The sequence below is a fragment of the Sulfuricurvum sp. RIFOXYD12_FULL_44_77 genome (genome assembly GCF_001830725.1).
GTDB lineage: Bacteria > Campylobacterota > Campylobacteria > Campylobacterales > Sulfurimonadaceae > Sulfuricurvum > Sulfuricurvum kujiense_A.
On record NZ_MIBU01000100.1, the window covers coordinates 1 to 11,461 of the forward strand.

Annotated in this window: 14 protein-coding genes and 1 pseudogene; 9 read left to right on the forward strand and 6 right to left on the reverse strand. The window is 44.2% G+C overall.

What is annotated here, in order from left to right; translation table 11 throughout:
* Positions 1-851 (reverse strand): annotated as a pseudogene (locus tag A2517_RS04360) (bifunctional phosphoribosylaminoimidazolecarboxamide formyltransferase/IMP cyclohydrolase PurH); the annotation flags it as partial.
* A gap of 95 nt (positions 852-946) precedes the next feature.
* Between A2517_RS04360 and A2517_RS04365 the strand changes: the two are divergent.
* On the forward strand, positions 947-1,441 hold the full coding sequence (locus A2517_RS04365; protein ID WP_294894515.1) for a DNA-deoxyinosine glycosylase: 495 nt from the start codon (positions 947-949) through the stop codon (positions 1,439-1,441).
* On the opposite strand, the gene A2517_RS04370 is transcribed toward A2517_RS04365, so the two are convergent.
* Positions 1,430-2,230: a D-alanyl-D-alanine carboxypeptidase family protein gene (locus tag A2517_RS04370; protein ID WP_294894517.1), complete on the reverse strand. Its 801-nt coding sequence runs from the start codon at positions 2,228-2,230 to the stop codon at positions 1,430-1,432. The genes A2517_RS04365 and A2517_RS04370 overlap by 12 nt on opposite strands.
* Positions 2,231-2,376: 146 nt before the next feature.
* On the opposite strand from A2517_RS04370, the gene A2517_RS04375 reads away from it, so the two are divergent.
* Genes A2517_RS04375 through A2517_RS04395 form a run of 5 tightly spaced genes read left to right on the forward strand, consistent with a single transcriptional unit; the run spans position 2,377 to position 6,767 of the window.
* Entirely contained in the window at positions 2,377-3,495 is a 1,119-nt protein-coding gene (locus tag A2517_RS04375) for an ABC transporter permease (protein WP_294894519.1), read from the forward strand.
* Positions 3,492-4,247, forward strand: a complete 756-nt coding sequence (locus tag A2517_RS04380) for an ABC transporter ATP-binding protein (protein WP_294894521.1) — start codon at positions 3,492-3,494, stop codon at positions 4,245-4,247. Before A2517_RS04375 ends, A2517_RS04380 begins: the two co-directional genes overlap by 4 nt.
* Positions 4,231-5,187 carry an MlaD family protein gene (locus A2517_RS04385; protein WP_294894523.1) on the forward strand — a complete coding sequence of 319 codons (957 nt, stop codon included), beginning with the start codon at positions 4,231-4,233 and terminating at the stop codon, positions 5,185-5,187. Before A2517_RS04380 ends, A2517_RS04385 begins: the two co-directional genes overlap by 17 nt.
* A 3-nt stretch (positions 5,188-5,190) precedes the next feature.
* On the forward strand, positions 5,191-5,790 hold the full coding sequence (locus A2517_RS04390) for an ABC-type transport auxiliary lipoprotein family protein (RefSeq protein WP_294894525.1): 600 nt from the start codon (positions 5,191-5,193) through the stop codon (positions 5,788-5,790).
* Positions 5,787-6,767, forward strand: a complete 981-nt coding sequence (locus tag A2517_RS04395) for a 6-phosphofructokinase (protein ID WP_294894526.1) — start codon at positions 5,787-5,789, stop codon at positions 6,765-6,767. Before A2517_RS04390 ends, A2517_RS04395 begins: the two co-directional genes overlap by 4 nt.
* On the opposite strand, the gene A2517_RS04400 is transcribed toward A2517_RS04395, so the two are convergent.
* The 4 genes from A2517_RS04400 to serB all read right to left on the reverse strand — a co-directional run bounded on the left by A2517_RS04400 (position 6,721) and on the right by serB (position 9,229).
* Complete coding sequence (locus A2517_RS04400) at positions 6,721-7,584, reverse strand: TIGR01777 family oxidoreductase (protein ID WP_294894528.1); 864 nt, start codon at positions 7,582-7,584, stop codon at positions 6,721-6,723. The genes A2517_RS04395 and A2517_RS04400 overlap by 47 nt on opposite strands.
* A 166-nt stretch (positions 7,585-7,750) precedes the next feature.
* On the reverse strand, positions 7,751-8,083 hold the full coding sequence (locus A2517_RS04405) for a c-type cytochrome (protein ID WP_294894530.1): 333 nt from the start codon (positions 8,081-8,083) through the stop codon (positions 7,751-7,753).
* A gap of 175 nt (positions 8,084-8,258) precedes the next feature.
* Positions 8,259-8,600 (reverse strand): hypothetical protein, encoded by a 342-nt coding sequence (locus tag A2517_RS04410; RefSeq protein WP_294894532.1) that lies wholly within the window; start codon positions 8,598-8,600, stop codon positions 8,259-8,261.
* On the reverse strand, positions 8,600-9,229 hold the full coding sequence (gene serB, locus A2517_RS04415; protein ID WP_294894534.1) for a phosphoserine phosphatase SerB: 630 nt from the start codon (positions 9,227-9,229) through the stop codon (positions 8,600-8,602). Before serB ends, A2517_RS04410 begins: the two co-directional genes overlap by 1 nt.
* Positions 9,230-9,282: 53 nt before the next feature.
* On the opposite strand from serB, the gene A2517_RS04420 reads away from it, so the two are divergent.
* The 3 genes from A2517_RS04420 to A2517_RS04430 all read left to right on the forward strand — a co-directional run bounded on the left by A2517_RS04420 (position 9,283) and on the right by A2517_RS04430 (position 11,457).
* Positions 9,283-10,185, forward strand: a complete 903-nt coding sequence (locus A2517_RS04420; RefSeq protein ID WP_294894536.1) for a methylenetetrahydrofolate reductase — start codon at positions 9,283-9,285, stop codon at positions 10,183-10,185.
* A gap of 76 nt (positions 10,186-10,261) precedes the next feature.
* A complete protein-coding gene (locus A2517_RS04425; protein WP_294894538.1) occupies positions 10,262-10,828 on the forward strand; it encodes a sugar-phosphate nucleotidyltransferase in 567 nt (188 codons plus the stop codon).
* Complete coding sequence (locus tag A2517_RS04430; RefSeq protein WP_294894540.1) at positions 10,819-11,457, forward strand: hypothetical protein; 639 nt, start codon at positions 10,819-10,821, stop codon at positions 11,455-11,457. Before A2517_RS04425 ends, A2517_RS04430 begins: the two co-directional genes overlap by 10 nt.
* Positions 11,458-11,461: the final 4 nt, after the last annotated feature.

Consider the following 11,461-nt stretch of genomic DNA (forward strand, 5'->3'; position numbering starts at 1 on the left):
TACGCATCGAGGAGGTTTTCACGGATCGCAAAGCCGCACGGATTACCGTGTTTGACGATACAGATCGCATTTTCATCCCCGAACGCCGCCGCAATTTTCACCGCGCCGCTGATGTCGGTAAGGTTATTAAAGCTTGCTTCCCCTTTGAGGGTTTTGAAGTTTTTACTGAAGAACGTATCGAACTCGTACAAACCGCCTTTTTGATGAGGGTTTTCACCGTAACGGGTATCCATCACTTTGTTCCCGACAATGAACTGTTTAGAGCCCATGCCGTTGTTGAAACGTTTGTTCATATAGTTTGCGATCATCGAATCATACGCCGCAGTGTGCTCATACGCTTTGATCATCAAATCACGGCGGAACTCAACCGTGTTTTCACCCTCTGCAATCGCATTAAGAACAAGTGAATAATCCGATGGGTCGGTAAGAATGATAACACTGTCGAAGTTTTTCGCCGCAGAGCGCACCATTGCAGGACCGCCGATGTCAATATTTTCAATGATCTCTTCAAAATCGTCGGTTTTCTCAATCGTCGCTTTGAACGGATAGAGATTTACACACACCAAATCGATCGCCTCGACACCAAGTTCTACCGCTTGATCGAGGTGGGATTGTTTGTCACGTCGGTGTAAAATTCCACCGTGGATGTACGGATTAAGGGTTTTAACACGCCCCTCGAAACACTCAGGGAATTTGGTCACCTCATCGATTTCGATGGCGCTTACACCCGCATCTTTGAGCATTTTGTACGTTCCGCCCGTAGAGATGATTTGATACTCCAAACCGATTAGGGATTTGGCAAATTCAACGATGTTGCTTTTATCGCTGACACTGAGCAATGCACGCTTCATGCAGTTCCTTTGATTGGGTCGTATGCCCATAAATTAATGGTGGAATTGTAACAAAAGGTGGTTTAGGGGAAGGTAAATTGAGATAAAATTCTTCTATGAAACCCTATAGTCACCCTTTTTCACCCATACTTGATGAGCATACCCGTATTCTTTTTCTCGGCAGTTTCCCCAGCATCGCCTCATTTGAGCAAGCCTTTTACTACGCCCATCCCCGTAACGCGTTTTGGCCCATCCTCGAAACAATTTTTGATGTCCATTTGGAAACCAATGAGGCGAAAAAAGCATTTTGCCTCGAAAAGAAGATCGGATTATGGGATGTGATCGGTTCATGTGAGCGGAGTAATTCGAGCGATACGAATCTGAAAAACTGCATCCCTAATGATTTTGAAAAACTATTAGAAGAGTATCCCAATATTCAAGTTCTCGCCTTTACGGGGAAGAAAAGCCATGATCTGTTTATGAAAGTTTTTAAAGATTTGAAAGTAGAGAAAGTGTTGCTCCCCTCCACCTCACCCGCACATGCGGCAATGACGCGTGAAGAAAAAACAAAAATTTACACAGAATTTTTAGAAACGTATTTAACTCTCTAAAACCTGCTCAAAGATATTCTTTGCCGTCTTCCAGCGATCCCCTTTGGCGTTCATCATGACAATCACACAATCTTTTCCGTCTTTCTTTGCCCGTGCGATCAAACATGGTCCCGCTTTAGCGGTGTAACCCGTCTTGATTCCGACGGCATATTGATAGCGGTTCAAAAGACGGTTATGAGTGTAGGCGTAAAATTCGCGGTTTTTATTAAGTGCACGATATCGGTGTTCGTTCATTTTGCTGATTTCATTAAACTTGCGGTTTTTTATCGCATACTCGGCCATTTTCATAAGGTCTTTTGGGGTGGAGTAATGCCCTTTGGTATCGTATCCGCATGGATTGCTAAACGACGTGTGGTTCATTCCGATCGCTCTAGCTTTAGCGTTCATCATCTCAATAAATCGTTTTTCGTTCCCCCCCACCGTAATCGCGATCGCTTTAGCCGCATCATTATCCGATTTGATCATCGCCGCTTTGATCAAATCTTCCATTAGGATGACATCGCCCCGTCTATATCCCGCTATCGTCGGTTCTACTTTGGTCATTTCCCGTGTAATCATAATCGGTTTTTTAAGGCTGCCGTGTTCAATCGCTAACATAACCGTCATCACTTTGGTGAGACTGGCGGGTTGAACCTCTTTGAGCGGTTCTTTCGAATAAAGGATCTGTTTAGAGGTCATATCTTTGACGAGCAGTGCTTCGACTTCGAGTTTACCCAGCTCGTTTTTATCGATCTGAGCGTTAAGGGTGAGAGAAAAGCCTAAAAGAAATGCGCATAAATGTTTTACCATACTTGAATCCTTGAAAAAATGTTTGTAGTGATCCTATGAAGCAAACACTATGCCACCTGCATAACACAGTGAAATCAATCCATTAAATTGTGAAAATATCACTAAAAACGTGGATTAAGATTTTATAGAATGCGTTATAATAAACGATGCAAAGTGCAATACCCGCATCCCTTATTATCATAGAGGAACCTTCTCGTACCCTGATTAAATGCAGTGGTGCTTGGAGTATTGAGCATCTCTTTTCTGTGACGCATCAACTCGAAACACTTCAACCTCATACTTATGTCCTTTGGGATTTGAGCGGAATATCCTCTATCGATTCCTCGGGAGTTGCGCTGTGGCAGCTCACGAACCGTAAGTTTAAAGAGCAGGGATGCACCTGTGAAACGATCGGGGAACAACAAGAGCACTCCCATCTTTACCGCCTCCTCTATTCAAACCCCATTCCAGAGGCTCCAGCCCCCCTCTCTCCCTCTTGGCTCTATCAGCTGGGAAGAGAAACACATCGGAGTCTTTTAGGGATCGGAAATTTTTTATCTTTTTTAGGTGAAGCGTTTATTTTATTGTTTTATACCCTCAAACATCCAAGTCTCATCCGTTATCGCTCGATCGGAGCCCATATTGTGGAGACGGGAGCACGAGCCCTCCCCATTATCGCCATCAGTGCATTTTTGATCGGAGTCGTCGTAGCCTATCAAAGTGTCGTCCAGCTTCAAAAATTCGGTGCCGATATCTTTATCGTCGATATGATCGGGATCTCTCTTACCCGTGAACTCGCCCCTTTAATTACCGCTATTGTAGTCGCAGGACGAAGCGGTTCGGCATTTACAGCCCAAATCGGTGCGATGAAAATGACCCAAGAGATCGATGCGATGAAAACGATGGGATTTGACCCTTTTATCTTTTTGGTGTGGCCAAGGGTTTTGGCGTTAATGATCATAATGCCTCTGTTGATTTTTTTCGCCGATATGGTGGGAATTTTCGGAGGGATGGTTATTGCGCAGACACATTCGCATTTGAGTTTCACCGAGTTTATCCACCGTCTTCAGGGGGCTCTGGCACTCAAACACTACCTTATCGGTATCATAAAAGGGCCGTTTTTCGCCTTTTTGATCGCCTTTGTGAGTACCTACCGCGGATTTCAAGTCTCTATGAATACGGAGAGTATCGGACGTTACACCACCAAAAGTGTCGTGAACGCTATTTTTTTAGTCATCGCATGTGACGCTCTCTTCTCAATCCTTTTAACGGAGCTAGCACTGTGAATCATACTATCATTGACGTTCGTAATGTCGTCACTGCATTTGGAGAGAATCTGATTCACGACCATATCAGCTGCACGGTACGAGAAAATGAAATCTACGCCTTGCTAGGGGGAAGCGGATCGGGTAAATCAACCCTGATGCGGGAGATGATCCTCTTGGAGCGCCCTCAAAGCGGCACCATCCATGTGCTGGGACACGATCTCTCCACACTCACACCTCTTGAAGCAGCCGGATTACGCCGCTCTTGGGGAGTACTGTTTCAATCGGGTGCCCTTTACTCCTCGCTCACCGTCGGAGAGAATATCGCACTCCTCTACAACGAATACACCGATCTCTCACCCAAACTCGTCGATGAGTTAATCCGGCTCAAAATCAACCTTGTGGGACTTCCGCCCCATGCAAAATATCTCTACCCCTCACAGCTCAGCGGCGGGATGATTAAGCGGGCGGCTCTCGCTCGCGCCCTCGCCCTTGATCCTAAACTCCTTTTTTTGGATGAACCGACCTCCGGACTAGATCCCCTAAGCTCACGTCAATTTGATACACTAATTCAACAATTGCGTGATCTTTTAGGACTTACTATCATTATGGTAACTCATGATTTGGATACAATTCATCATATTGTGGATCGATTTACATTATTGGGAGAAAAAAAAGCGATTGCAGAGGGGAGCCTTGAAGAGGTTCTAGCAATCGAACATCCGATTGTCGATTATTTTTTTCAAAAGGGATCGTATGGAATCACGTGTTAACTATACCGCTATGGGTGTCTTCATTGTCCTCTTTACCGTCGCCCTCGTCGCCTTTGCTTTTTGGCTGGGAAAATACAATCAAGATGAGCGATTGTACAGCCGTTATAAGGTTTTTATTACCGAATCGGTCTCGGGACTCGCCCCTGAAGCGGCCGTTAAATTTCATGGTGTTGACGTCGGCAAAGTTGAATCGATCCGGATCAACCCCCACAACAGCGAAGAGGTCGAGTTAACTCTAAAAATCAAAAAAGAGACCCCGATCAAAACCGATTCCAATGCACTACTCAAATTTTACGGTATCACGGGGCTAGCCTTTATCGAAATAGCCGGCGGTTCCCGACATGCACCGCTCCTCTCCAACGGAAATGGCACCATACCGACTATCCCCTCCAGCCCCTCTTTAATTACACGTCTGGATGAATCGCTCAGCGACGTTGCCTCCAAACTCTCCCTAACACTTGATCGAGCCGATCGCCTTTTCAGCGATAAAAATGTTGAAAATGTGGCTCAATCGCTAGAACATTTGCGTTCTTTAACCGCTCAGATAGACGGTTATCAAGGGGAGATCAAAGCCTTGTTGGCACAAAGCAGTACACTGGAGCACAATGCTTCCAAATCACTACAAGCTATGGGGGATGCCGCTATCAGTGTCAAAACCGCTTCGGGTAATTTCAATACACTCGTACAAACTAAAATAGCAAAAACCCTCGAATCCCTTGAAGCAACCTCAAAAGAGAGCCATACCCTGATCAAAAAGCTAGAAGCCAACGTCGATCGAGGTGATTATGATATTGCTCCGGCTAGCAGTGAACTCACCACCCTACTGGAGCAAACTCGCTCTCTCACAAATGAAATGGAGATGACGTTGCGCTCTCTCAGAGAGAGCCCTTCCGATTTACTGTTCAAAAAATCAACCCCTAAACCAGGGCCAGGAGAGTAATACATGCGAGCATATATCCTTTATTGCATAACTGCTTTTATGGTGCTAGGATGCTCTAGCAAAGCACCGTCCGTCAATGAGTACACACTCCTCTCCCCCCCGATATTCGTGAAGAAAAATGCTCCAAAATCTTCTAAAAGCCTCACCGTTTCTTCCGTAAAATCCTTGGCTTCCCTCTCGACAAAAAACATTATCTATCTTTATGAAAACGGTGAGAGTGCCCCGTATCTCTACAGCAGGTGGAGCGACACCCCTTCCGTATTAATACAACGCGCACTCCTTTCATCACTGAATGAGGAGAATCTATTTGCATCGCTCTCTCCCGCTACCTCCTCTGCTCAAGCCGATTGGGTGCTCGAATCGGATTTAAATGCCTTTTACCACCGATTTTCAAAAGAGGCAAGTGAGGGATATATCGATATTACCTACCGTCTCATCGATGCGCGCACTAAACGTCCTCTTGCGTCGAAACGTTTTATGATCAGCTCTCCCTCGTCGTCTATGGATGCACAAGGAGGGGTCGAGGCACTCAAAAAATCAACCCTTGAACTCAATCGTCAAGTCATTCAATGGTTAAATACCCTCATTAAGGAGACAAAATGAACCAAAAAATAGCTATCCTCTGCTCTGGAGGAGATGTCTCAGGGATGAATCCCGCTCTCAAACGTTTTGTTGAGTACGCATTTGCAAAAGGGTTACACCCCCATTTTGTCCGTAACGGCTATGAGGGGCTGATCGATAACCTCATCACCCCTGCCGATTATCATGATGTCGCGGGGATTATCACCCGTGGGGGGACAAAAATCGGCTCAGCCCGTTCACTGCGCTTCAAAGAGCCCGCATACCGTGCCATTGCCGCCGAAAATCTCCGATCTCACGGCATTGACAAACTGATCGTATTAGGGGGAGACGGGAGCTTTCGGGGGATGGAGCGGTTTTACCATGAGAGCGGTATCGCATTTTGCGGAATCCCCTCAACGATCGATAACGATATCAACGGTACCGATTATTGTCTGGGGGTCGATACCGCGCTTGGGGTGATCAAAGATGCCATCGATCAGATCCGTGATACCGCATCCTCCTTTCATAGAGCATTTGTCATTGAGACAATGGGGCGAGACTGCGGTTATCTGACCCTTATCTCTGCCATCACCTCAGGGGCGGAGATGTGCCTTATCCCCGAAATTCCGATCGATATCCATGAATATAGCGGATGTTTTAAATCGCAAGTAGCAAAAGGTCGGGACTATTTTATCGCCGTCGTCTCAGAAGCTCTGGATAGCAAAGAAGTGGCTCAATGGTTTGAAAAGGAGCTCGGATTTGAGTCCCGTGTCTCTGTCTTGGGGCATATCCAACGGGGAGGAAATCCGAGTGTTTATGATCGGCTTATGGCCTATAAATTTGTTACCTATGCGATTGATGCCCTCTTGGAGGGAAAAAGTCATTCGGTTATCTGCTACAACAAAAGCCATTTCAACTTTAAAACGATTGACGAAGTGGCATTGCACCCTTACCGTCTCGATGAAGAGCTCCTTATCCTTGCGCGCGAGCAATTTCTTCCATCGCACTGTCAAATGTAGGGTAGCGAAACGCAAACCCTGCGTCCTGCAAAATACGGGGATACACCTCTTTGGATTCCAGCATTACGATGGAACCTTCGCCGAATGCAAGTTTTACAACCCACTCAGGGAGATCAAAAAAAGTGGGACGATGTAAAATCCGCCCCATCGCTTTTGTTTGCTGAAGGTTGCTGATCGGCTCAGGTGCCGTAAAATTCACAACACCTTTTATCTCTTTATGATCGATCAAAAAAGCGGCCGCGCGAACCAAATCCTCCAAATGTATCCACGAAATCATTTGAAAGCCGTCGCCCATTTTTCCACCAAGGCCAAGTTTAAACGGAGGGATCATTTTAGACATTGCACCGCCTCCATGAGCGTAAACCACTCCGAAACGCATCATACAGACACGGGTTTGTTCCGACTGGGCATGTGATGCCGAATATTCCCAATCCTGAACCAAGGTAGCTAAAAAATCATCCCCATAATGGGAAGAAAACTCATCATGCTGATGATAGGCATCGTAAATACCGACAGCAGAAGCATTTAAAAATGTATGGGGAGGATGATCGCAGAGAGAAAGGGCATTCACCAGTTTATCCGTCGTCTCCAGACGACTTTGGCGCAATAGCTCTTTATACTCGCTCGTCCAACGTCCCAAGATATTGGCTCCGGCAAGATTAATGAGAACATCGCATCCGTTTAGCTTTTGAGCAATCAGCTCAACCGGTGTCTCGGCTCGGATACTTAAAGAAAATACCTCATCCCCTCTTTTTTCAAAGAAAACTTTCAGTGCACTTCCGACAAAACCGCTTATTCCACATATTCCTATTTTCATACTAATCCCTTTAATTCGGGTTCTATTGTAGCCTAATGGGGGTATGATATGTTTAAAGAAATAATTGAATTGTGTATTTAAAGGAATTCAAAGCGGATTATTAAAAGTATAGGGAAGAGGAAATTTATAGCACGAGAGGTAACACCCCTGAAGGGGTATTATGGCTTTAGCCGCAAGAAGGGACGTTGCCTGAATCAGAACCGTATTCAAACAAGAAATCGCGTAGATCTTGTGATTGGTTTTTAAATGCCTCACCGTTGAAATAGGCTGCTGATTTATCATTTGCGTGTGCTTTGATAATATTAGCACCACCGTTAGCGAAAAGTTCATCCCATTCGTCTTGTGTATGCATAGCAGCACCTTTAGTACCGCTACCATGACAATTTTTACAGGTTTTCAAATAAACTTTTTGACCTTTTTTTACATCGGCAGATGCCGCTGTACTCATCATCCCGAACGCTACAAGCGCTGCAAGGAAGCATGAAGCTGACTTTTTCATGTCGTTCTCCTTCGAAATTAGTGATTTAAGACACCTTCAACATTTTCGAAAAAACAGTGAAGGTGTCTTGATACCCGTTAATGATATCGGATAAAGGATAAATGGAGCTTTAACTGAATGTTAATGTGATAGTTTTTTGGTTTTTTTTATCAAGAATGTATCAAACTCTCACACTTTATTCTGCTTCCATCTCCAGATCAGCCTCTTCTTTCACTTTGCTTGCACGAACTTCCAATCGGATTTTGTCTTGACGAATTTTACGATACGCCTTATATTGTGCTTTGGTGAGTTCCTCGCCGCTAAGTCCTACTTCTGAGCCGATCTCTTCAGGAGAGAGTCCCGCTTCATTCATCATCACCATCCGAAACTCTTTTTTAGTAAGGTGACGTTTGAGGGATGCGTACAATGCGCGCTCATCATCTCCTATCTCTACCGCACTGCACTCATACAGACGTGCTAATACTTCACGGATCGTTTTAGTAGGGTTGTAACGCAACCATAATGAGTTCTCTAACATTATGAAAATACCTTTGTAATAATTTGGGTGAGGTCTTTCGTCTCAATGACGACATTCGCCTCTTTTTTGAGGATCTCTTTGGCACAAAACGCAACACGGGTTCCGGCGTGGGCGAACATCGAACGATCGTTCGCACCATCACCCACCACCATCGTCTCCTCTTCACTAATGCCGAAAAGCCCTTGCAGGCGTTGCAACATGTCCCCTTTGGAAAAATCGAACATCATATCGCCGCCGACCAGTCCCGTGAGTTTCCCCTCTTTGGTGTGCAACACGTTTGAGAAATCGGCATCGTATCCGAGTATATCTTTCGCGTACGAAGTCGCAGTACGAAACCCACCGCTGAAACAAACCACTTTGATACCGCGTTCTTTGAGTGCCGCAATCGTCTCTACCGCACCGTTCATATAAGGGAGATTTTGGCAAATCTCTTCGACAAGACCAAATTCCAGCCCTTTTAAAAGTCCTACTCTCTCTTGAAGACTCTGAAAAAAATCGAGTTCTCCATTCATCGCCCGTTCGGTGATCGCACTTACCTGTTCACCGATTCCGAGCGCTTCTGCAAAAAAGTCAATCGTCTCTCCATCCATAAGAGTAGAATCAAAATCAAATACCGCTAATTTTATCAAAATAGATGTCCCACATTTTGTTATAATGACGCAATTATATCCAAAGGCACCTTTTGTTCGAAACCTTTATAGATAAACTACGCAACAGCACCTATATTACTTTAGAGACAACCCCGTCTCGCTCGGCACAATTTGCCCCGACAATTGAGAAAATCGCCGCATTGGGTCTCGATAAACTCGTGGATGGTTTCAGCACCACCGACAATCCGCTCGCCAAACTCAAATACAATGCCCTCTTCGCCGCGATGAAACTCCAAGATCGTTTCGGACTCCCGACACTGGCCACGATGAGTATGCGCGACCGCAACCGTATCGCCTTGCAATCCGATCTCCTCGGAGCGAATGAATCCAACGTCCGTGCCATCCTCGCCCTCACGGGTGACAGCGCCCACTACTCCGATCAGCCGCACGCCAAAGGGGTATTTGAGGGGAACAGTAAACTCCTCCTCGATATTATCACGACGCTCAATAGCGGAACCGATATGGCAGAGCAAAAACTCCTCGCCCCCGTGCAGGAGATTTACCCCTTCGCCGTTATCGATGCCTATGCCAAAAGTGCCGCAACATTACAGAAAAAAATGACCAAAAAAGTGGCACATGGTGCGATAGCCATCATCTCCCAACCCGTCTACGATCTCGAAAATGCCCGTAAACTGCTCGATATGATGGAGGAAGCCAACCGTGAGAACAACGCTAATTGTGTCCTCGTTTTGGGCTATTTTCCGATCACGAAACTCCGTACCGCCCGATTTTTGGATGAAAATGTTCCGGGGATTTATGTTCCTCACACATGGGTAGAAGCCCTCGAAGCAGCTTCGCTCATCAGCCCAGAGGAAGAGTACCGCGTCGGATTTGAGCTGAGTAAAAACCTTTTCGAAGAGCTAAAAGCGCTCCATCCGAAAATCCACATTATGACGGCCAATCAGTTTGAGTTAGCCAAGGCGATTTTGAGCTGATCTCCCGTTCATCCTATTTATAAATATACTTTTGTAATGTAATGAGGAAATTCTTAATCATAACTATTGGATAAACATGAAAAATACAGAAAATATTGATGTCAACAATTCAAGCAAGTCAGCAATAAACAGTAAAGAAGTTCTATACAGTCGAGGTAAAAATGATGAATGTTATACTCCCCACTACGCAGTTGAAGCTATTCTTGAATTTATTCCTAAAAATGCAATAGTATGGTGCCCATTTGATACACCTGAAAGCGAATTTGTCAAACAAATTTCTAAAACAAATAAAGTTGTATATAGTCATATAGATCATGGTGAAGACTTTTTAGTATTTGAACCAAACAATAAATGGGACATTATTATAAGTAATCCTCCATTTACCAATAAGCGTAAATTTTTTGAGAGGGCATTATCATTTAATAAACCATTTGCTCTTATTATGGCGAATACTTGGCTGAATGATTCTGCTCCGAAACAGTTATTTAAAGAAAAAGACCTTCAGCTTTTAATGTTTGATAAACGTATGAAATTCGGTAGTCCTGATGGCAGAGACAACAGTAAAATTACTTTTAGTTCTAGTTACTTTTGCTGGAATTTTCTCCCAAAACAGATTATGATGAAAGAGCTGGTATGCAAATAAATTCCGCAGACAAACTCAGTTCAAATCCCTATAAAAAAGAGAGTAAGGCATGGCAATATATTGAAATTTGCGGGCTTGACCATAATACTGGTTTTTCAAAGCTTGTTGAGGCAGATATATTAGAACAATATGGGTTAAAGACAACCAATGGCGGTGACTGGTGTCGAGATGACGGTCCGCTTGGTAAAAAGTTCAATATTGAGAGAATAAAAAAGGGTGGTCGTATAGTTGGCGTTCAACTGCATGGATATAAAAAAAATACATTTTCAAATAGTATCAAAAAAGAAATACGTGATTTTTACTCCAAGTTATATTGTAAAGTTCTTGCAATAGGTGGAAGTTTTATTGAAATTGATCACAAAGACGGTAGAAAAGATGATTTTGGAATGCCAGATCAACAAAATATGAATGATTTTCAGCCACTTCATAGGAATGTAAATATTGCTAAAAGAGAGCATTGTAAGCAATGTAAAGAGACAAATATACGATTTGATGCAAAGAAGCTTGGCTACAGCGTATCACAGTGGGTAGGAAGTCAAGAATATCTAGGTAGTTGTATCGGATGTTTTTGGTATGACCCAACGGAATTCAATACTGTCATTTCAAAAAATTATTACAAGGAAAGATAGTTCG